Below are 20,058 nucleotides of genomic sequence, written 5' to 3' on the forward strand. Positions count from 1 at the left end.
CAGAAGTCTCAAGTCATAAAATTCCGGCATGCCGCATCCCAGTTTGCGACAAACCCTGCCCACGGCGGCTCAGACGCCAGATTGCTTCACCGCCTCGGCAAGGGCTGCCATGGAGGTGAAGTGGTAATCTGGCTCGGTGAAGTTTTCCGGTTCGATGGTGCCGCCGTAACCCTTCTGGGCATGGCGTCTTTCGATCCAGCAATTTGTCATGCCGAGTTTCCGGGAAATGCCGATATCGTGATATTGGCTCTGTGCAACGTGCAGGATGTCGTCTTTCGACGCTCCTTCGCTCTCGACGAAGGCAAAGACCTTCTCGAAGAAGGCGGGATCCGGCTTTTCGGTGCCGGTGTCATCCGCCGTAAAGGCGGCGTAGAAGGGATTGCCGAGTTCCTTTGCGAAAAACTCGAAGGCCCACCGCTGTGCGTTGGTCATGGCGATGAGCCTGTAGTTCTTTGCCAACTCCGCCATGGCGGCTCGGCTGTCCTCGAAGCCTTTCCACGTTTTTGCCGCGTCGCGCAGGCGTTCGCCATAAGCGCGGTCGGCCGGCAGGCCAAGGTCTGGCGCGATAATCAGGTAGACGCGGACCAGATCGTCGGGAAAGAGGTCGGTTGCGTCGCTGTAGCGGGCTGCACGATAAAGCGCCAACGCCTTCTCGCCATCCACCGCAACGCCTGTCTCGGCGCCGATCTGCTTCAGGGTGGCTTTCAGGCCACCTTCGAAATCGATGAGGGTGCCAACGACATCGAAGCTCAAGTATTTAAAATCGCTCAGGTTCTTGGACAATGTACAGTCTCCGCTTTGCCGCCTCCGGGTAGCTGGAGCTTGCGGCATATTATTCTGTTCCCAAAAGGGGTGCTTTGCCCCTTTCTTTTTTCGGAAGTGCCGAGTTTCTCGGCATTTCGCGCCGTTTTCATGGTTCAGTTTGGCAGTTTCGGAACACTGGATTCTCCGAAAAGGATCGGGAGTTCGGCAGAAAATTGCGAATATGCCTTGCGTGGCGACATTTCGAAGAGATGTCGCCACGCCTGCTGATGGCTTCAGGCCATGGCCGCACGCACGGCCGGATCTTCAAGCGTCTGGTTCAGGGTTTTAAGCGTTCGCTCGACAATGGCATCGATATCGCTATCTGTGCAGCAGAGGGGGGGCGCATAACCCAGAATGCCGTTTGCAAAGGCGCGAACGATCAGACCGTTGTCCCAGGCGCGGTCAAAAACCTTGCGTGCTGGTGCGGCTGCGGTCGGGAGCGGCGTCTTTTTATCCTTGTCTGTGACCAGCTCAATGGCAGCAAGCATGCCCCTGCCGCGAACGTCGCCAACAAGGGGATGGTTTCTCAGGCTTTCGAGACCGGCCATCAACCGCGCTCCGGCGCGCTTGCCGTTTTCAAGCAGCCCGCCTTCGTAGAGCCTCAGAACTTCTAGGCCGACGGCGGCACTGACAGGATGCGCGGAGTAGGTGTAACCGTGACCGATTGCGGCTTCGCCAGCGAAGTCCGCGATTGTATCATAAACGTGGTCGGCCATGAACATGGCCCCCATCGGAACATACCCAGATGTCAGCCCCTTGGCCGTCGTGATGAAATCCGGAACGATATCTTCGTCGGAGCAGGCGAACAGGGGACCGGTGCGGCCGAAGCCGGTGATGACCTCATCGGCCACGAAAAGGATGCCGTACGAGCGGCAGAGTTCACGCATGGCCTTGATCCAGCCGGGAGGCGGAACCAGCACGCCACCCGATCCCTGGATGGGTTCCGCATAAAAAGCGGCAACCCGGTCCGGGCCGATTGTCTCGATCTTTTCTTTCAATGCCTCCAATGACGAGGCAATGATTGCCGCGGGGTCACTTCCAACAGGGTTGCGGTAAGAGTAGTGCGACGGAATCTTGTGCTGCCATTCGTAAGGCACGCCGAATCCGGCATGAAAGGCGGGGAGGGCGGTCAGACCGGCGCCGGCGGTTGTCGAGCCATGATAGCCCTGCTGAATGGAGATGAACTGGTCACGCTGTGGCTGGCCCTTGGCGTGCCAGTAATACCGGATGAAACGAATGGTGCTGTCGACGGCATCAGAGCCGCCCAGCGTGAAGTAGACGTGGTTCAGGTCGCCGGGCGCACGGTCGGCAAGCTCCGATGCGAGCCGGATGGCAGGTTCGCTGCCGAGATCGAAATAGGCGGTAGCGTAAGGCAATTCACGCATCTGCCTGGCGGCTGCCTCGACAATGCTGTCGTGCCCATAGCCCGCATTCACACACCACAGGCCAGCAAAACCGTCGACGAGTTGATGGCCCGTCACATCGGTCACGGTGGCGCCGGTTGCCGATTTGAGAACACGCACGCCAAGCTTTTCATGGCCGCGAAATGATGACACGGGATGGACGAGGTGCGCGCGATCAAGCTCGATGAGTGAATTGCTCAACATATGGAATCTCCAGATTAGCCCAGTGCCTGACTGGTCAGTGCGTATGTTTTGTAAGATGTTTCGGCGGCTGTGCCGTTTGTCGCCCGGCGCATGGGAATGCCGCCGCCGACATGGGCAAGGCCGTGTTGTGTGAGCCACGGGGCAAGCCCCGTATCCGTCCTGGTATCGACGCGGACGAAAGCGCCAGTCCTTTTGGAGAGGAGGAACGCGATCAGGCTGCGGGCGTCGTCAGTGTTCGAAGCAACAACCGGACCGATGACTTCGCCTCGGCCGAAAGCCCGAAGCGCTGCAAAGCCGACAACTGCGTCGCCGTTTTTGAGAACCGCAAACCGTGCATCGTCCGCAAGTGCTGCAAACAGGGAGATGCGGTCAGCACCGAAGGCCTGCCTGTCGAGTGATGGGAGCTCTGCGACATTGACCGATGTTGCCCATTGAACGCCCGCCGGCCTGTCTGCCTGTGCCGCAATGCCCTGATGCTGAATCACTTCTCCCCGGGCGATGAACCCCATCTTCTCATAAAGCGGGAGACCGTCTGCCGTGGCGATCAGGCGGCATTCGCGCCCTTCGGCCGCGTCAAGCGCTGCCTGCATCAGCCTGCGGCCCAGACCACGGCCGCGCATGGTTTCGTCGACGATGACCATATTGACGGTGGCGCACGTCTCGTCAAACAACGTTGCCATCGCCGTTCCGACGATGCGTCCGTTTTCGAGGGCGACGAAACCCTTGCTGAGAGAAAGAACCAGCGCCCAGTCTTGTTTCCGGTGTGGCCAGCCGGCCTGGCGTGAAAGTTCGACAGCGCCATCAAGGTGTTCGGGTTGAAAATTCTGGATATCGATCAGGTCAGCCTGCATGCCCAAACTCCACTTCATCTTCTTATTCAGTGATAGACCGGAGCCGGAAGAAGATTGTCCCGACAAATCACCAGCTTCGATATGTTTGGCTGTTGCTTTTACCTGCTGCCGCATCTTATGCCGCACATCTCCTGTATCGAGCGGCAAATCGGATCGGTTTAGAGTCGGCGATGAGTGGATGCGCAACTCTCTGCCAAACTGGCGGTCGCATACGCAACAATCTGCTTCCCCGGATGGCAATTGCGGTGCGTCGGCCGGATAAAGGCTTTCTATGATCTTGATGTTCCGGCCACCATCGACCATTCAGACAAGGATAAGGACGACATGACCACCTTCCGCCCCAAATACATCTCTTTCGATTGCTATGGCACGCTCATCAACTTCCAGATGGCTGAAGCCGCCCGCGATCTGTACGGAGACCGTCTGACCGAGGCTGCGATGCAGCAGTTCATCAAGAATTTTGCTGCCTACCGTCTCGATGAGATCATGGGCGACTGGAAGCCCTATGCCGACGTGGTTCACAACTCACTGAAGCGCGCCTGCAAGCGCAACGACGTGTCCTTCAAGGATGAGGACGGCACATTCGTCTACGAGCGTGTCCCGACGTGGGGGCCGCACGCGGATGTTCCGGCGGGACTGGCGAAGGTTGCCAAGGAAATTCCGCTCGTCATCCTCTCCAATGCTATGAATTCGCAGATCATGTCGAATGTCGAAAAACTCGGCGCACCTTTTCATGCTGTCTATACGGCCGAGCAGGCGCAGGCTTACAAGCCGCGCTTCAAGGCGTTCGAATACATGTTCGACATGCTGGGTTGCGGCCCGGAAGACATGCTGCACGTTTCTTCGTCGTTCCGTTACGACCTGATGTCCGCGCATGATCTTGGTATCAAGAACAAGGTCTGGGTAAACCGTGGCCATGAGCCGGCGAATCCCTATTACGGTTACGTCGAGATCGCCGATATTTCCGGCCTTGCAGGCGTCGTCGGATTGTAAGGGAAGGAAACAGACCATGAAGTTCGTCTCCTATTGGCACGACACGGCGCCGCAGTTTGCAGGCGGCGCGAAAGGCTCTGTCGAAGGGCACTACGATGTGGCTGTCATTGGTGGCGGCTTCACGGGTCTGGGCGCGGCGCTGCAGCTTGCAAAAGCCGGTGCGCGGGTCATCGTGCTGGAAGGCGAGCGCGTCGGCTGGGGTGCCTCCGGCCGTAACGGCGGGCACCTCAACAACGGTCTTGCCCATTCCTACCTGTCTGCCAAGGCGGAATTGGGGAAGGAAAGGGCGATTGCGCTCTATAAGGCGCTGGACGATTCCGTTGATACGCTGGAGGCGCTGATTGCGGAGGAAGGCATTGATTGCAATTTCCGCCGTTCCGGCAAGCTGAAGCTGGCTTCCAAGCCGCAGCATTTCGGTGGTCTGGCGAAAAATTTCGAGGCGCTCAATGCCGAAGTGGACCCTGACACGGCGCTTCTTTCTCCTGCCGATCTCAAAAACGAGATTGGTTCGCCTTTTTACGGCGCGATGCTGTCGAAAAAGAGCGCCATGATGCATATGGGCCGATACGCGGCAGGTCTGGCGCAAGCCGCCAGCCGTCATGGTGCAGTGATCTTCGAAAATGCCGCGGTTACGAAGCACACGCAGAACGGTAATACCCACGAATTGGAAACCGTGCGCGGAAAGTTGACCGCGAACAACGTTCTGATCGCGACCGGGGCTTATACGCCGTCGGGTTTTGGTTACTTCCGTCGTCGCATCATAGCGGTCGGCAGCTTCATCATTGCCACGCGGCCTTTGACGGAAGACGAGGTACAGGCATCCGTTCCCGGTAACCGTACCTACGTGAACACCATGAATATCGGCAATTATTTCCGTTTGGCACCTGACAACCGATTGATTTTCGGTGGTCGCGCCCGGTTTTCAGCAACGTCCGATCAACGCTCGGATGCCAAAAGCGGTGCGATCCTCACCGAAAGCCTGCACCGGATCTTTCCGCAGCTTTCGCATGTGCCGATCGACTATTGCTGGGGCGGCCTCGTAGACATGACCAAGGATCGTTACCCGCGCGCTGGGTATCAGGATGGGGTTTGGTACGCGATGGGTTACTCCGGCCACGGCGCGCAGCTCTCCACCCACCTTGGCATGACCATGGCGGATGCCATTATGGGGCGACCGGATCGCAATCCGCTGAAAGGGCTGGACTGGCCAGCCGTTCCCGGCCATTTCGGCAAGCCGTGGTTTCTGCCGCTCGTCGGTTTCTATTACAAGATGCTCGACAAGTTCCAGTAAACACAAGGCGGCCTTCGGGCCGCTTTTTTGTGGTGATGAAAAAAGAGGGCCGCAAGCGGCCCTCCAGTCGGGGAGACCGTGAAGAGTGTTCAGTTAAGCCCGCCGATATGGAAGGTCTTGATTTCAAGATATTCTTCGATGCCGACCTGTGCGCCTTCGCGACCGAGGCCGGACTGCTTGACGCCGCCGAACGGTGCGACTTCAGTGGAGATCGCACCGGTGTTGAGGCCAACCATGCCGAATTCCAGCGCCTCGCCCACGCGCCAGGCGCGCTTGAGGTTTTCCGTGTAGAAATAGGCGGCAAGGCCGAATGGCGTGCCGTTGGCGATGGCAATCGCCTCCTCTTCCGTCTCGAAGCGGAACAGCGGTGCGACGGGTCCGAACGTTTCCTCACTGGCGAGGCGCATCTCGGTTGTCGCTCCTGTCAGGACGATCGGCGCCGTATATTGCGGACCGTCCGGCAAGGCATGCGGCTTGGTGATGACCGTCGCGCCTTTGGAAACTGCATCATCGACATGTGCGCGGATTTTTTCGATTGCCGGTTCGTTAATCATGGGACCTATAGCGACGCCGGGTTCCGTTCCCGGGCCTACTTTCATCGCGTCGGCGCGTTTTGCTAGCATTTTGGCGAAAGTGTCATAGACGCTTGCCTGAACGAGAATGCGATTGGCGCAAACGCAGGTCTGCCCGCCGTTGCGGAACTTGGAAAGGATGGCGCCTTCGATTGCGAGGTCGAGATCCGCGTCATCGAAGACGATGAAGGGTGCGTTGCCGCCGAGTTCCAGCGAAAGCCGCTTCACGCTGTCCGCCGCCCCGCGCATCAAAAGCGATCCGACACGGGTAGAGCCGGTAAAGGAGATTTTGCGGACCGTTTCATTGGCCATGATCTCATTGCCGATTTCTGTCGGCATGCCTGTGACGATATTGATGACACCGGTGGGAATACCAGCGCGTTCGGCAAGAACGCCGAGCGCCAGCGCCGAATAGGGCGTGAATTCCGAGGGCTTGATGACGACGGTGCAGCCTGCCGCAAGTGCGGGTGCTACTTTACGGGTAATCATCGCATTCGGAAAATTCCATGGCGTGATGATGCCGCAGACGCCGACGGGTTCCTTGAGTACTACGATGCGCCGGTCGGGTGTCGGCGAGGGGATCGTACCGCCGCTGATCCGGCGTGCTTCTTCGGCGAACCATTTGACGAAAGACGCGCCATAGCGAATTTCACCTTTCGCCTCGTCAAGCGGTTTGCCCTGTTCCGTCGTCAGGATCAGGCCGAGATCATCGATATGCTCGATCATCAGCGCATACCACTTTTCGAGCAGGGCCGCCCGTTCGGCATGGGTTTTCTTTTTCCAAGGACCATAGGCGGCATTGGCGGCTTCGATAGCAGCGTGGGTTTCCGCACTCCCCATGTCCGGAACGGTGCCGATCACTGCCTGTGTCGCCGGGTCGATAACATCCACCGTCTTGGCGGAGGTTGCGGTCGTCCACGCGCCGCCGATCAGACCGGTCTGGCGAAAAAGTTCCTTGTCCTTCAACGCTTGCATGTCATGTCTCCGAAATCAGTCGAGCGCCGCAAGAACTGCGGCTGTAATTGTGTCCGTCTTGTCCTTGCCGGGAACGGTGCCGATACCGCGTGAGGTGGCTGTTTCCAGCGCCGTCATCACGCGTTTGGCCGCTTCCTGTTCGCCAAGGTGTTCCAGCATCATCGCACCGGACCAGATCGCCGCCATCGGATTGGCGATGCCCAGATGGGCGATATCGGGCGCGGAGCCGTGGACCGGCTCGAACATCGATGGGGCTGTCCGGTCGGGATTGATATTGGCAGAGGCTGCGAACCCGAGGCCGCCCTGAATGGCCGCGCCGAGATCGGTCAGAATGTCGCCGAAGAGGTTCGAGGCGACAATCACATCGAGGCTTTCAGGCGCCATCACCATACGCGCGGCCATTGCGTCGATGTGGTAGCTTGAAACCTCGACATCGGTATATTCCGCAGCGAGCATATGGGTGATCTCATCCCAGAAGACCATGGAATATTTCTGGGCGTTGGATTTGGTGATCGAGGCCAGCTTGCCGCGGCGTTGGCGTGCCTGCTCGAAGCCGAAGCGCAAAATGCGCTCGACACCCTTGCGGGTGAAGATCGACGTTTCCACAGCAACCTCGTCGGCAGTGCCCTGATGCACGCGCCCGCCTGCGCCGGAATATTCGCCTTCCGTATTCTCGCGAATGCAGAGAATGTCGAAGCCGTCCGATTTCAGCGGACCCTGAACGCCCGGCAAAAGCCGGTGCGGGCGAATATTGGCATATTGTACGAAAGCCTTGCGGATCGGCAGCAGCAGGCCATGCAGCGAAACGGAATCCGGCACTTCCGCTGGCCAGCCGACAGCACCGAGCAGGATGGCGTCGAAATTCCGAAGCGTCTCGATGCCGTCCTTCGGCATCATCGCTCCGGTTTCTTTGTAGAAAGCGCAAGACCAGGGGAATTCGGTTCCTTCAAGCGCAAAACCGGAGCCTTTTGCTGCGGCATTGAGAACCGTCCAGGCGGCGTCGGTGACGCTGCTGCCGATGCCGTCTCCGGGAATGAGTGCGATGCGATGGGTTTTCACGATGTTTCCCCTGTTACAATCCGATAAGGACGCTTTTGCTCTTGCGGTTGGCGAGATAGGCTTCACGACCGAGATCCTTGCCGATGCCGGAACGCTTGTAGCCCCCAGTCGGCAATATGTGGTCCCGCGAGCGGCCATAACGGTTGACCCAGATCGTTCCAGCCTGAATTTTCCGGGAGAGGCGCAGGACGCGCGATACGTCGCGGCTGAAAAGGCCGGCCGCCAGACCGTAGGTCGGATGATCGGAAAGCGCCAGCGCCTCTTCCTCTGTCCGGAAGGTTTGAAGGGTCAGGACCGGCCCGAAGATTTCCTCGATGACGGCAGGCGACGTCTGGTCGACATTGGCGATCAACGTTGGCTGGTAGAAGTAACCGGGGCCATCCATGACGGCGCCACCGGTCAGGCATTCGCCGCCATGGGCGATCGCCGCCTGCACGATGCCGTCGATCCGCTTGCGCTGAACCTCCGAGATGATCGGTGAATATTGCGTTGTCTCATCCCAGGTCGGGCCGGGTTGCGCCTTTTTCATCCGGGCAATGATCGCTGAAGAAAGCGCATCAGCAGCACTTTCCTCTACAATGACCCGTGAACCGGCCACGCACGCCTGTCCGGCATTGGAAAGAATATTGCCAGCAATTGCCGCTGCCGCTTTTTCAATGTCTGCATCGGCAAAAACAAGCTGCGGGCTTTTCCCGCCAAGCTCCAGCGTCATCGGCTTGATGCCGGTACGGGCAACGTTAGCCATGATCGCAGCACCTGCGGCTGTTGAGCCGGTGAAGCTGACCTTGGAAATGTCCGGGTGTCCCGTGATCGCATTGCCGGTTACCGGCCCGTCGCCTAGCACGATATTGATGAGGCCGGCGGGCAGACCGGCCCTGATGGCAAGCTGCGCCAAGTAGATGGTCGAAAATGGCGTGATTTCCGATGGTTTCAGCACAACGGCGTTGCCTGCCGCGAGTGCTGGGCCAAGTTTCCAGCCCGCCATGGATATGGGGAAATTCCATGGCGTGATCGCGCCCACAACGCCATAAGGTTCCGTGACGATCATGCCGACACTGGTATCGTCGGTCGGCACCAGATCGCCGCCTTCCTTGTCGGCGAATTCGGCAAAGAAACGGATCTGCTCGGCGGTGATTGCGATATCACCAGCGACCAGATGACCGACTGGCCGCGTCGAGGACAGTGCCTCGATCTTCGCCAGCGTTTCGGCCTCCGTTTCGATCAGGTCGGCCCAACGTTGCAGGACCTTTGTGCGCTCGCGTGGACGCACGCCGCCCCAGTTGCTGCTTTTCAGGGCAGCCTTGGCAGTTTGCACTGCCTGATCCACGACTGCCTCGTCGGCTTTCGGGCAGCCTGCATATGCAACGCCGTCCGAGGGGCGGTACATGTCGATACCATCTTTGGCAGGGATCAATCGGTCGCCGATGAAATGGCCGACCGGCAGAGACAGGCTGTCCGGATCGAAGCTGAGCGTCATGTGGAACCCTTCCTTGATATTCCTGAAACGCTAGTCCCTGACGGCAAGCAGCATCGACCGACTACGGCACTGGCCTTGAACGAAAATCCCGTTTTGTCATAGGCAGACAGCGCAATCTTCGGCGACCGGTTTTCAGGTCAATCCGTGACGGTGACGTAGATTTTCCGGACGGTTTCAATGGTTTTCCAGACGCCCACAAAGCCGGGTTTCATCACGAAACTGTCGCCAGCCGTATAGCGTATCGGAGCGCCATCTTCGGGAATGATTTCGATCACACCTTCGAGAATGTGGCAGAACTCGAACGTTTCGCCCTTGATGGAGCGGGTTTCTCCCGGCGTGGCTTCCCATACGCCCGTATGAACCGTGCTGTTGCGCGCGTCGTCCTGCGCCCATGTCTTGAAAGACGGATCGCCTGAGATAAGGCGTTCCGGCAACGCCTTGGAAGCTTTGGGTTCAAAGGATGGATTTGTGTCGATGGTCTTGAGAAGAGACATGGAATTTCTTTCGTATTGCGATGGTTCAGTAGCCGCGTCGACGGTCAACGAGGCCAATCGGCTCCAGGCCGGATTCGTAACGCTTGATGTTGTCGACGGTCGTGCGCGCCGCAGAATGGGGTTGGGTGACGCTTGCGATATGTGGCGTCAGAAGAATTTTCGGATGCGTCCAGAAGCGGTGGCCTTCAGGCAGGGGTTCCGGATCAGTCACGTCGATGACTGCGCCCGAGAGGTGGTCGCCGTCGAGAGCATCCAGCAGTGCTTCGTGGTCGAGCTGGCGGCCGCGTCCGGCATGGACCAGACCGGCACCCGCTGGCAGCAGGGCGAGACGTTCGGCGTTCAGAAGGCCGATTGTTTCGTCGGTCAACGGCAGAAGGCAGATGAGGATGTCGCTGGTGGAAAGCAGCGTTTTCAATCCCGCTTCGCCATGATGACATGTCACACCATCGATTGCGCGGGGAGATCTGCTCCAGCCGGACAGTGGAAATCCGAAAGGTTTCAGCCTTTCCAGTGCGGCGATGCCGAGCGATCCGAGCCCCAGAACGCCGACCCTGCGATCTTCCGCCTGTGATTGTCCCGGCAATGCGTGCCAGAGAGACTTGCTCTGCTGGTGGATATAGGCTGGCAGGTTTCGATGAAGCGAGAGAACGCCGAGCGTTATATACTCCTGCATCATACGGACGATGCTTTCATCCACCATCCGAACGACCTGAACGTGCTCTGGCACCGCTTCAATGCTGAACTGGTCGACACCCGCCCCAATCGAGAACAATATCTCGAGGTTTTTATAACGGTTGATATCCTCCGGCAGCGTCCATGTGATGAGGTAGCGCACAGCATCTGGATCGACGTTGGCAGGGCTCATGGAAAAAGGGACATGCGGCAAATCGCGGGCGAAGGCTTCCTGAAAGATCGCGCCACGTTTTGCATCGGAGTTGAAAAGAAAAGTCATCTGAAATCGGCCTTTCCAAAAAAATCAGGATGCGCAGCGAGCGCCAAGGGCTTCCACCATCGACTGACAGGCGGCCAGTTCGCCTGCCGTTATGAACTCGTTCGGCTTATGCGCGCGGCCAATGTCGCCAGGGCCGCAGATGATGGCGTCGATGCCAGCTGCCTGAAACAGTCCGGCTTCGGTGCCGTAGCTGACGGCTGCCAGCGACGCGCATCGGGTCAGTTCTTCCACGAGGGCGACCAGCGGAGAGCCGGCAGCCAGAGAAAGGGCAGGATAGTCGCTCATCGGCGTCCATTCGATGTCGATGCCATTGGCTGCCAGGGTTTCGACGGCAGCACGTATCGGCTCGAGCAGGGCGGTTGGCGATACGCCGGAGATTGCCCGCGCTTCCAACTCGGCAACGCACAAATCGGGAATGATGTTGATGGCCTGTCCTCCCCGGACCGTGCCGACCTGAAGCGAGGAATAGGGGGGTGCGAAGGTCGTGTCGAACGGACCTTGCGCGAGAGCCTGTGCGCTTTCTACCGCTTTGGCCAACACCCCGGTCATCAGGTGAATGGCGTTTACTCCCTGATCTGGACGCGATGAATGGCCGGAGCGTCCGCGAAGGGTAATCCGTGCGGCGGCTTTACCCTTATGGGCGCGCACGCCCCGCATGTTGCTAGGTTCGCCGATGATCGCGCCTGCCGGTTTGGCGCAAAGCTCCGGTAATTTCGCGATGAGATGCGGAACGCCCCGGCATCCGGCTTCTTCATCGTAGGAGAACGCAATATGGATTGGCCGCTTCAGCGCCATCGCCGAAAGCTCCGGCGCAGTCGCCAGCACAGCCGCAAGGAAACCCTTCATGTCTGTCGTGCCGCGTCCGTAGAAGCGATCTCCATCGGCTTTCAAGACGAATGGATCGGATTGCCATTCTGGCTCTGTCGCAGGCACGATATCCATGTGGCCGGACAGGACGTAGCCAGCGACATCGGCAGGTCCAAAGGTCGCAAAAATATTGGCGCGATCCCCTTCTGGTCCGTGAAGCACGGACACCTTCGCGCCGTAGGCAGCCAGATAGTTGGCAATCCAGCCGCAGATATCTTCGTTGGAGGTGCCAACGATCGAGGGGAAACCCGTCAGGCGCTCGAGGATGTTGATTGCGTTCATGGTACCCCTGTTGCCGACTGCCGGTGCGGCCGGATATTTTCGTCCGCAGAGCTTAGGGCTGTGGAGCATGTTTATCTGCTGAAATGGAGCCCATTTCGGTAGATTGTTGTGCCACCTCAAGGCTTTCAGGGAATTCGTGCTGACAGGTCCGGGTAATCTCGGACGTTACCGGCTGGGGCTGGCCGCGTCCTCTGTCGCAGGGCAGTCTCAGTCAAGGGAGGAGCAGGGCCGTTTGCCATGGATCGTCTGAGAGTCGACAGTTTCGAACTGCGGACAGTGAGTATTGCTGATGTGCATCCCGACAAGCTGCATGCCTTGTCGATGACGGTCGGCTGGCGATACCACGCAAACGAATGGTGCTTTCTGCGCCAGTGCGGTCACGGTATTGCCGCGCTCGATGAAATCGACCGCGTTGTGGCAACCGCAATGGTGTTTCCATTCAGCGATGGTTTTGCGACGCTCGGTATGGTTATCGTATCTCCCAGGTTGCAAGGACAAGGAGTTGCGCCGTGGCTGGTAAGGCAGCTTATCTGTGATTTTCCGGGCGCGACTTTCAGGTTGAATGCGACAGGAGTCGCCCGACGGGTTTTCCAGTCGCTTGGTTTCGCGGGCGAGGCGGAAGAAGTTCATCTGTATCGCGGCAAGGTGCGTCCCATGGCCGAGCCGACGGCATTCCCAAGGAAAAAACGGATCGAGCGCCTGTCAGCGGCAGACGTGCCCGCGGTGATCGACGCCGATTGTGACGCCTTCGGTGTCTCAAGGGCGGATGTCATGCGGCATCTTCTCGCCCGGAACGTTGGATACGGACTGTTCGAGGGGGCGCGTCTGAAGGCGTTTGCTATTCGCAGGGCCGCCGGGCGAGGTCATATCGTCGGCCCGGTGGTTGCGGAAAATACCGAGGACGCGGTAGCGGTCGTCAGGCGACATCTCGCCGATCTGCCGGACCAGTCTGTGCGTCTCGATACGCCATGCGACGAGGGGCCATTTACCGATTTTCTGGTTCAGTCCGGACTGGCTGTTTTCGAAACACTGACAACGATGGCAGGTCCCGCCCCGGTGACCGGCCGCTATGCCGACAGGTCAGGGCAAGTGAGAACATTCGCCCTGGTCGGGCCGTCTCTTGGCTGAAAATCGCCATCGCGCGTCCGGGTATCAATCATGCCACCGTCAGGGCATTGACGCATGACGCGTTGCTGCGTATGTCAATTGTCGACGGTTCCCCAAGCTGAAAGGCGAGGGGATTAATAGGGAACATGGTGCGACGTCCTCGACGCCTCAATGCCATGGCTGCCCCCGCAACTGTAAGCGGATTACCGTCCATCCTCGTGGCGCCTCGTGCGTCATGCCACTGCATCCTCACCGATGCGGGAAGGCAGGTGGGCGGTAGATATTCGTGAGCCAGGAGACCTGCCGTCAGGACAACGACCATCGTTACGGGCGGGGATGCCCGGAAGAGGAGCAGGCCATGATATTCTTTAGCGCGGATTCTCATTCCGTGTCTTGTTCTCCACCTTCAGGATCGTCGCTTGTCTGTCGCTCTGCGGTCTGACGCATTGCAGCTTTTCCATCACACGACGCACGTATTCTGACTGGAGAATTTATGTTCGATTTCAAACGCCTGTCTCTTGGTGCGGGTCTTTTCGCATCGGTCCTTTCCGTTCTTTCCGTATCGCATGTGGCTTATGCTGCCGAAACCACCTATCCGCTGACCATCAACAATTGCGGTCGCGAGATCACTTTCAAGCAGACGCCATCGCGCACGGTTTCGGTTGGGCAGAGCACCACGGAAGTGCTGTATCTGCTCGGTCTTGCCGACAAGGTTGCCGGTACGGCCCTGTGGATCGGTCCGGTTCTGAAGGGCTATGAAGACGCCAATGCCAGGGTGGAGCGTCTGGCCGACAACGACCCGAGCTTCGAAGCCGTGGTCGGCAAGAAGCCGGATCTGGTTACAACGCAGTTTCAGTGGCAGATTGGACCCGAAGGTGTCGTGGCCACGCCCGAGCAGTTCGAGGAGCTTGGCATTCCGGTCTATACGTCGCCTGCCGATTGCATTGGCAAGGACAATGCTGGCGGTGGTGACGGCGTGCGAAATGAAGTCTTCACGATGGACCTGATCTATCAGGAAATCCGTGACCTTGCGGCGATCTTCAACGTTCAGGACAGGGGCGAGGAGGTCGTCAATGACCTGAAGAAGCGCGAGGAAGCGGCGCGTGCCAAGATCGCATCGTCAAACGGCAAGCTTTCCGCAGTGTTCTGGTTCTCGAGCGCCGAACTCGATATCGATCCCTATGTCGCGGGCCGGAAGGGAGCACCTGGCTACATCATGTCGGCGCTCGGTATCACCAACGTCATCGAAAGCGATGAGGAATGGCCGACCGTTGGTTGGGAAACCGTTGCCAAGGCCAATCCGACGATCATCGTTGCTGGCAAAATGGACCGCCGTCGCTTCCCGGCCGACGATATTACCGTCAAGCGCGAGTTCCTTGGCAGCGATCCCGTCGCGAGCATCATGCCAGCGGTCAAGGAAGGACATGTGTTCGACATGGACGCGCAGGCGATGAATCCGACAATCCGCACGATTGAAGGCATCGAAACACTGGCTGATGCGATAGCCGGCGCTGGCCTGTCAAAGTGAGGGCTGGCCTTCTCAATCCGGTGAGAATGGGGGCGGTTGTCCTTGCCCTCATTCTGCTGGTGGCCGCTCTGATTGCAGGGGCCGCAATCGGCGAGACATCGATCCCATTCGATGTCGTTGCCAAAACCATCGCCAATCGGGTTTTCAATGCGGGCTATCCGCTCGAGCCGCTGGATGAGGGTATTGTCTGGAGCTATCGGCTCAGCCGTGCAGTCGTTGGCGCCTGCTGCGGAGCCTCGCTGGCGCTTGCCGGTGCGGTGTTGCAATCGCTGCTTCGCAATCCTCTGGCCGATCCCTATATTCTCGGCATTTCTGCCGGCGCATCAACCGGTGCCGTCGCGGTCGCCCTGCTCGGGTTTGGCGCCGGGATGCTGACGATGCCGTTCGGTGCGTTGCTCGGCGCGCTTCTCGCTTTCACGCTTGTCAGCCTTCTGGCCGTCCGGGCCGGACATGGCAACAGCGCCATCATTCTGGCGGGTGTTGCTGGCTCGCAGCTCTTTAATGCCCTGACGTCCTTTGTCGTGACGAAATCCGCCAATGCCGAACAGGCGCGCGGCATCATGTTCTGGCTGCTTGGCAATCTCTCGGGCGTCCGCTGGCCGGATGTCTGGCTGGCGTTACCGGTCTGTATCGCGGGCCTTGGCGTCTGTCTGTGGTACGCCCGCGCACTTGATGCGTTTTCGTTCGGTGCCAATGCGGCCGCATCGCTCGGAGTTCGCGTTCGTGCCGTCTATGCGGTGCTGATCGGCGTGTCCGCGATCATGACGGCCGTCATGGTTTCGCTGGTGGGTTCCATCGGTTTCATCGGGCTCGTCATTCCGCATGCGGCCCGCATGTTCGTTGGCGTACGCCACGCCACCCTCCTGCCGGTAACGGCACTGACGGGAGCCATCTTCATGATCGTCGCCGATATCCTGTCGCGTGTCGTCATTCCCGGACAGGTGCTGCCGATCGGCGTCATCACCGCCCTGTTCGGCGCACCCGCCTTCGCCTTCCTTCTGGGCCGCAAGAGGGTTGGCCGATGAACCTGTCCGCAAATGACCTGCACTGGAGTGCGGGCGATCTGGAGATCGTTCGCGGTGTCTCGTTCGAGGTGCGACCCGGCGAATTTCTCGGGGTCATCGGGCCGAACGGTTCCGGCAAGAGCACCCTTTTGTCAATGCTGGCGGGAATACGTCGCCCGCGCCGGGGTAATGTCATGCTGGAAGGGCGGCCTCTGCTGTCGTTTGGACGGCGTGAACTCGCCCGCAGACTGGCGCTTGTCGAGCAACAGGCCGAAACCACGGAACGCATCACGGCCCGTCAGGCGGTCGAACTCGGCCGCACGCCCTATCTCGGCCCGCTTTCTGGCTGGTCCGAAAAAGATGATGCCATTGTGGATGCGGCGCTTGTCGACGTCGATATGGCGGACAAGGCGGAGCGGAGCTGGCATCACCTGTCCGGCGGCGAGCGTCAGCGGCTGCATATTGCGCGCGCACTGGCGCAGGGGTCGCGGATATTGCTTCTGGACGAACCTACCAATCACCTCGATATCGGCCATCAGATCGGCCTGCTCGATCTGGTAAAAAAGCAGGGGCTGACGGTGGTGGCGGCATTGCACGATCTCAACCATGCGGCGATGTTCTGCGACCGGATCGCGGTCATGGACAAGGGCGAAATCGTCGCTCTCGGATCGCCTCACGAGGTTCTCACGCCCTTGCGTATCGGTGCCGTGTTTGGTGTGGAAGCTGCCGTGACGACGGACGAAGGCGGCTTCTGTCACATCCGCTTCCTGCCTGCTCACAGGCGGGCGGTGTCTCCGAAAAAGGTATCGATGAAATGATGAAAGTTATTGGGTTGGCGTTTTGCGTCGCGACGGGTTTTTCGCTGCAGGCGGTGGCGGAGACGTTTGAAGTCAGGATGCTCAATCGCGGTGAAAAGGGTTCGATGGTGTTCGAACCGGATTTTCTGGAAATCGCGCCCGGTGACACGGTGCGTTTCGTACCGACCCACAAGAGTCACAACGCCGCGACGATTGACGGCATGGTTCCAGAGGGTGTCGAGGGTTTCAAGAGCAGGATCAACGATGAATTCGAGACGGCCTTTGACGTGCCGGGATTCTACGGGATCAAATGCTCGCCGCATTACGGCATGGGCATGGTTATGCTCATAAGGGTCGGCGACGCGAAGTTGCCGGAGAGCTACAAGTCCATCAATGTGCCCGGCCGAGCAAAGCCCAGAATGGAAGCCCTGTTTGAGAAGGCGACGGAAGGGGAGGCTGCGAGGTGAACCAGATGTTCGGTGCCAATCACGGTTTGAAGGAAGAAATCCGCGAATATTGGTCGGAGCGTTCAAAGACCTTTGATCTGGCGTTCGGGCATCGTATTCCAGCAGGCCCGGAACTCGACGCATGGGCGTCGGCCGTGAAGCAGCATCTGGGTGAAAGGCCGTTGCGTATTCTGGAACTTGCATGCGGTACAGGCGAGGTGACGAATGTGCTTTTGTCTCTCGGCCATGATGTGACGGCGCTCGATTTTTCCGAGGACATGCTCGCCGTCGCGAAACGCAAGCATGCGGGGAATCCGAAAGCCCGCTTTGTTCTGGCCGATGCGGAAAACACGATGGAGCCGGATGGGGAGTATGATGCCGTTGTCTGCCGTCACCTCGTCTGGACGCTGCCCGACGCGCTACACGCTCTTGCAGACTGGCATCGTGTTCTGAAACCGGGCGGCAAGCTTCTGGTTTTTGATGGGGACTGGGCAAAGCCTGCACCGATCGGCCATCTGGCGCTCTTTTTCATCGGCGTGCTGGACCGTATGGTTGGCAAGGATCGTCACTATGACGGTGCCTTGAGTGACCGGCATCGGAACATCATGCAGCAATTGCCATTTGGCGATGGGCTGACCGTTGAAAAACTCATGCCATTGGTGGATGCGGCCGGATTCGTAGGTGTGGCGACCACATCTCATCGCCCCATTGCCGTGGCTCAACGCAAGACGGCGGACTTGCGCAACAGTTTGCGAACTCTTGTCTATCGCCGCTTCATTCTGTCATGCCAGAAGGCGTGACAGAATGCTTTACTTGATCCCTGTTCAATTGTTTTTAGGGATGTTCGGTTTTACTGCAACAACGGCGTAACGGTGTTGTAGGCCGCGCAGTATGCCTTTGAAGAAACTGAAGTTTTTCGCCTGTGCCCGATGGATCGCCCTCAGGTCCTGATCCGTGGATACAGGCTCGAAACCGGTTTCCCGCAGCAGAGAGGCAACCGCATCCGCTCTTGCGCCCTTCGCAAAATAGACACGTGAAAGAATGCTGTTGAAGGTATCGGCGGTGTCCGCCGGCCGGTGCGGCTGTTCGGACTTTATCAACCCGGCCCGCTCCAGATAGCTGGCGATTTTCTTTACCAGTTTTTCACGGATGCCGGTGTTGACGAAATCGCCATCGATGACGAGAAGACGACCGCCCGGTTTCAGCACGCGAAACCATTCGGCGAAACTGGCCTTCGGGTCCACAAGCGTCCAAACCAGATGGCGGGTGATGATGACGTCGACGCTTTCGTCCGGCTCCATCGTGTGCTCGGCGTCGCCAACGAAAAAGCGGATGCTGCGACCGTTTCGTTTGGCCTTTGCTCGTGCCAGTTGCAACATGTCCTCCGACCAGTCCATGCCGGTAACATGGTAGCCGAGGTCATCCATCAGGTGAGAGATCACGCCGGTGCCGCTGGCAAGGTCGAGCGCCGTTCGGCCATCGCCCTTGCCGAGATGTTTGACAATCAGGTCATGCCACGCTTTCCGCTCCTTTTCGGAAAAAATCTCATGGCCCGGGGACAGATCGAAGGTCGCCGCGCGGCTGGACCAGTAAGCTTTTATCTCGTCCCGCAGACTATCGTTTTTTCCGTACCGAAGAAGTTCATTCATTTTTCACGCTCACTCAGACAGTTCAGAATGGTTCTAAAACATAATTGTTGACTGTGATAGTCATAAAATAATAAAGGCGCGCTCAGTCATAACAGGAGAGTATGATCCGATGCGCACACCAGCAAAATTTGCTGCGCTTACCCTAGGCCTCCTCGTTTCATCCGTCTGGCCGGCATTTGCCGAAAAAGTCACCGTCAAGGATGTGACGGGTCGCGATGTCGAGGTCAATGTTCCCGTTTCCCACGTCATTCTCGGCGAAGGTCGTCAGATCTACTTTCTGGCCGCGCTCGACAAGAGCAATCCTTTCCAGCATGTCGTCGGCTGGCGCGACGATCTGGCGAAGGCTGATCCGGAAACCTATGACGCTTATCTCGCGAAGTACCCTGATATCGCCAAGCTGCCGACATTCGGCGGCATGAAGGATGGCACGTTCGACATCGAACAGGCCGTGGCGCTGAAGCCTGACGTCATCCTGATGAACATCGATGCCAAGACGGCGACGGAAGAAGCCGGTTACATCGAAAAGCTCGGTAAGGTCGGCATTCCGCTGGTTTATGTCGATTTCCGTGAAAAGCCGATGGAAAACACCGAGCCGAGCATGCGCCTCATGGGCAAGCTGATGGGCAAGGAAGATATCGCCGAGGACTTCATCAAGTTCCGTGCAGATTCCATTGCCCGTGTGACCGACACGCTGAAAAAAGCCGATCCCAAGAAGCCGGTTGTCTTCGTTGAACGCGCCGGCGGTTACTCCGACGATTGCTGCATGTCATTCGGTAACGAGAACTTCGGCAAGATGGTCGAACTCGCTGGTGGCACGAACATGGCGAAAGACATCATTCCCGGAACGTTCGGCACGGTGAACCCGGAGCAGATCATCGCGTCCAACCCGGAGCAGATCATTGTCACCGGTGGTAACTGGAATGGCTACGTTCCGGGCGGCAACTGGGTTGGCGTTGGTTATGGCGCGGACGTGAAGGAAGCGCATCGCAAGCTGGAAAACCTGACGAAGCGACCGGCCTTCACAGGCGTTCAGGCGGTCAAGGATGGTAACGTCCATGCCATCTGGCACCAGTTCTACAACAACCCGTATCAGTTCGTGGCAATTCAGGAAATCGCCAAGTGGCTGCACCCTGACCTGTTCAAGGAGCTCGATCCCGAAGCGACGTTCAAGGAACTGCATGCCCGCTTCCTGCCTCTGGATTATAAGCCGGGTTACTTCGTATCGCTGAAGGGCGATCAGTAAAAGACGATTGGCGGCATACGGGGAACCTGCCCCTGAGCAATGGATGAAGCCGCTCGCGCG

At 58.6% G+C, this 20,058-nt stretch carries 19 protein-coding genes and 1 riboswitch; of the genes, 9 read left to right on the plus strand and 10 right to left on the minus strand.

The features are described from left to right. Positions 1 to 69: 69 nt before the first annotated feature. The 3 genes from N7578_RS04230 to N7578_RS04240 form a co-directional block, all read right to left on the minus strand. Positions 70 to 783 (minus strand): HAD-IA family hydrolase, encoded by a 714-nt coding sequence (locus N7578_RS04230; protein WP_311109049.1) that lies wholly within the window; start codon positions 781 to 783, stop codon positions 70 to 72. A gap of 254 nt (positions 784 to 1,037) precedes the next feature. After that, on the minus strand, positions 1,038 to 2,411 hold the full coding sequence (locus N7578_RS04235) for an aspartate aminotransferase family protein (RefSeq protein WP_311109050.1): 1,374 nt from the start codon (positions 2,409 to 2,411) through the stop codon (positions 1,038 to 1,040). 14 nt (positions 2,412 to 2,425) lie between these two features. Then, entirely contained in the window at positions 2,426 to 3,262 is an 837-nt protein-coding gene (locus N7578_RS04240; protein ID WP_311109051.1) for a GNAT family N-acetyltransferase, read from the minus strand. A gap of 324 nt (positions 3,263 to 3,586) precedes the next feature. On the opposite strand from N7578_RS04240, the gene N7578_RS04245 reads away from it, so the two are divergent. After that, positions 3,587 to 4,255, plus strand: a complete 669-nt coding sequence (locus N7578_RS04245; protein WP_311109052.1) for a haloacid dehalogenase type II — start codon at positions 3,587 to 3,589, stop codon at positions 4,253 to 4,255. A gap of 16 nt (positions 4,256 to 4,271) precedes the next feature. Continuing rightward, positions 4,272 to 5,546, plus strand: a complete 1,275-nt coding sequence (locus N7578_RS04250; RefSeq protein WP_311109053.1) for an FAD-binding oxidoreductase — start codon at positions 4,272 to 4,274, stop codon at positions 5,544 to 5,546. A gap of 89 nt (positions 5,547 to 5,635) precedes the next feature. Here N7578_RS04250 and N7578_RS04255 read toward each other — a convergent pair whose 3' ends face one another. From N7578_RS04255 to argE, 6 genes are all read right to left on the minus strand, one after another. Beyond that, on the minus strand, positions 5,636 to 7,093 hold the full coding sequence (locus tag N7578_RS04255; RefSeq protein WP_311109054.1) for an NAD-dependent succinate-semialdehyde dehydrogenase: 1,458 nt from the start codon (positions 7,091 to 7,093) through the stop codon (positions 5,636 to 5,638). A gap of 15 nt (positions 7,094 to 7,108) precedes the next feature. Beyond that, positions 7,109 to 8,152, minus strand: a complete 1,044-nt coding sequence (locus N7578_RS04260) for a tartrate dehydrogenase (protein ID WP_311109055.1) — start codon at positions 8,150 to 8,152, stop codon at positions 7,109 to 7,111. 13 nt (positions 8,153 to 8,165) lie between these two features. Next, on the minus strand, positions 8,166 to 9,629 hold the full coding sequence (locus N7578_RS04265; RefSeq protein ID WP_311109056.1) for an aldehyde dehydrogenase family protein: 1,464 nt from the start codon (positions 9,627 to 9,629) through the stop codon (positions 8,166 to 8,168). Between the two features lie 137 nt (positions 9,630 to 9,766). Then, positions 9,767 to 10,123, minus strand: a complete 357-nt coding sequence (locus N7578_RS04270; protein WP_311109057.1) for a cupin domain-containing protein — start codon at positions 10,121 to 10,123, stop codon at positions 9,767 to 9,769. Between the two features lie 25 nt (positions 10,124 to 10,148). Beyond that, positions 10,149 to 11,075, minus strand: coding sequence for a glyoxylate/hydroxypyruvate reductase A (locus N7578_RS04275; protein WP_311109058.1), 927 nt, complete (start codon positions 11,073 to 11,075; stop codon positions 10,149 to 10,151). A 24-nt stretch (positions 11,076 to 11,099) separates the two neighbouring features. Continuing rightward, the gene (gene argE / locus N7578_RS04280; RefSeq protein ID WP_311110052.1) at positions 11,100 to 12,224 is read right to left on the minus strand and encodes an acetylornithine deacetylase; all 1,125 of its coding nucleotides are present in this window, start codon (positions 12,222 to 12,224) and stop codon (positions 11,100 to 11,102) included. 237 nt (positions 12,225 to 12,461) lie between these two features. Here argE and N7578_RS04285 point away from each other — a divergent pair, with 237 nt between their 5' ends. The 6 genes from N7578_RS04285 (at position 12,462) to N7578_RS04310 (ending at position 17,906) form a co-directional block, all read left to right on the plus strand. Then, on the plus strand, positions 12,462 to 13,352 hold the full coding sequence (locus N7578_RS04285; protein WP_311109059.1) for a GNAT family N-acetyltransferase: 891 nt from the start codon (positions 12,462 to 12,464) through the stop codon (positions 13,350 to 13,352). A gap of 68 nt (positions 13,353 to 13,420) precedes the next feature. Next, positions 13,421 to 13,654: riboswitch (cobalamin riboswitch) on the plus strand. Positions 13,655 to 13,824: 170 nt separating this feature from the next. Next, positions 13,825 to 14,859 carry an ABC transporter substrate-binding protein gene (locus N7578_RS04290; protein ID WP_311109060.1) on the plus strand — a complete coding sequence of 345 codons (1,035 nt, stop codon included), beginning with the start codon at positions 13,825 to 13,827 and terminating at the stop codon, positions 14,857 to 14,859. Between the two features lie 26 nt (positions 14,860 to 14,885). Further along, positions 14,886 to 15,884, plus strand: a complete 999-nt coding sequence (locus N7578_RS04295) for an iron ABC transporter permease (protein WP_311109061.1) — start codon at positions 14,886 to 14,888, stop codon at positions 15,882 to 15,884. Further along, a complete protein-coding gene (locus N7578_RS04300) occupies positions 15,881 to 16,681 on the plus strand; it encodes an ABC transporter ATP-binding protein (RefSeq protein ID WP_311109062.1) in 801 nt (266 codons plus the stop codon). Before N7578_RS04295 ends, N7578_RS04300 begins: the two co-directional genes overlap by 4 nt. Then, entirely contained in the window at positions 16,678 to 17,127 is a 450-nt protein-coding gene (locus tag N7578_RS04305) for a pseudoazurin (RefSeq protein ID WP_311109063.1), read from the plus strand. The genes N7578_RS04300 and N7578_RS04305 overlap by 4 nt, the downstream gene beginning before the upstream one ends. A gap of 5 nt (positions 17,128 to 17,132) precedes the next feature. After that, entirely contained in the window at positions 17,133 to 17,906 is a 774-nt protein-coding gene (locus tag N7578_RS04310; protein WP_311110053.1) for a class I SAM-dependent methyltransferase, read from the plus strand. 24 nt (positions 17,907 to 17,930) lie between these two features. On the opposite strand, the gene N7578_RS04315 is transcribed toward N7578_RS04310, so the two are convergent. Further along, on the minus strand, positions 17,931 to 18,755 hold the full coding sequence (locus N7578_RS04315) for a class I SAM-dependent methyltransferase (protein ID WP_311109064.1): 825 nt from the start codon (positions 18,753 to 18,755) through the stop codon (positions 17,931 to 17,933). A gap of 109 nt (positions 18,756 to 18,864) precedes the next feature. Between N7578_RS04315 and N7578_RS04320 the strand changes: the two genes are divergently transcribed. Continuing rightward, on the plus strand, positions 18,865 to 19,998 hold the full coding sequence (locus N7578_RS04320) for an ABC transporter substrate-binding protein (protein WP_311109065.1): 1,134 nt from the start codon (positions 18,865 to 18,867) through the stop codon (positions 19,996 to 19,998). Positions 19,999 to 20,058: the final 60 nt, after the last annotated feature.

Source organism: Agrobacterium tumefaciens, assembly GCF_031801495.1.
Taxonomy (GTDB): domain Bacteria; phylum Pseudomonadota; class Alphaproteobacteria; order Rhizobiales; family Rhizobiaceae; genus Agrobacterium; species Agrobacterium tumefaciens_K.

Bases quoted from the DNA above. Each gene is read 5' to 3' on its own strand.
- N7578_RS04235 (WP_311109050.1), bottom strand. From the start codon at position 2,411: ATGTTGAGCAATTCACTCATCGAGCTTGATCGCGCGCACCTCGTCCAT.
- N7578_RS04240 (WP_311109051.1), bottom strand. From the start codon at position 3,262: ATGCAGGCTGACCTGATCGATATCCAGAATTTTCAACCCGAACACCTT.
- N7578_RS04245 (WP_311109052.1), top strand. From the start codon at position 3,587: ATGACCACCTTCCGCCCCAAATACATCTCTTTCGATTGCTATGGCACG.
- N7578_RS04250 (WP_311109053.1), top strand. From the start codon at position 4,272: ATGAAGTTCGTCTCCTATTGGCACGACACGGCGCCGCAGTTTGCAGGC.
- N7578_RS04255 (WP_311109054.1), bottom strand. From the start codon at position 7,093: ATGCAAGCGTTGAAGGACAAGGAACTTTTTCGCCAGACCGGTCTGATC.
- N7578_RS04265 (WP_311109056.1), bottom strand. From the start codon at position 9,629: ATGACGCTCAGCTTCGATCCGGACAGCCTGTCTCTGCCGGTCGGCCAT.
- N7578_RS04270 (WP_311109057.1), bottom strand. From the start codon at position 10,123: ATGTCTCTTCTCAAGACCATCGACACAAATCCATCCTTTGAACCCAAA.
- N7578_RS04275 (WP_311109058.1), bottom strand. From the start codon at position 11,075: ATGACTTTTCTTTTCAACTCCGATGCAAAACGTGGCGCGATCTTTCAG.
- argE (WP_311110052.1), bottom strand. From the start codon at position 12,224: ATGAACGCAATCAACATCCTCGAGCGCCTGACGGGTTTCCCCTCGATC.
- N7578_RS04285 (WP_311109059.1), top strand. From the start codon at position 12,462: ATGGATCGTCTGAGAGTCGACAGTTTCGAACTGCGGACAGTGAGTATT.
- N7578_RS04290 (WP_311109060.1), top strand. From the start codon at position 13,825: ATGTTCGATTTCAAACGCCTGTCTCTTGGTGCGGGTCTTTTCGCATCG.
- N7578_RS04295 (WP_311109061.1), top strand. From the start codon at position 14,886: ATGGGGGCGGTTGTCCTTGCCCTCATTCTGCTGGTGGCCGCTCTGATT.
- N7578_RS04300 (WP_311109062.1), top strand. From the start codon at position 15,881: ATGAACCTGTCCGCAAATGACCTGCACTGGAGTGCGGGCGATCTGGAG.
- N7578_RS04305 (WP_311109063.1), top strand. From the start codon at position 16,678: ATGATGAAAGTTATTGGGTTGGCGTTTTGCGTCGCGACGGGTTTTTCG.
- N7578_RS04310 (WP_311110053.1), top strand. From the start codon at position 17,133: ATGTTCGGTGCCAATCACGGTTTGAAGGAAGAAATCCGCGAATATTGG.
- N7578_RS04315 (WP_311109064.1), bottom strand. From the start codon at position 18,755: ATGAATGAACTTCTTCGGTACGGAAAAAACGATAGTCTGCGGGACGAG.
- N7578_RS04320 (WP_311109065.1), top strand. From the start codon at position 18,865: ATGCGCACACCAGCAAAATTTGCTGCGCTTACCCTAGGCCTCCTCGTT.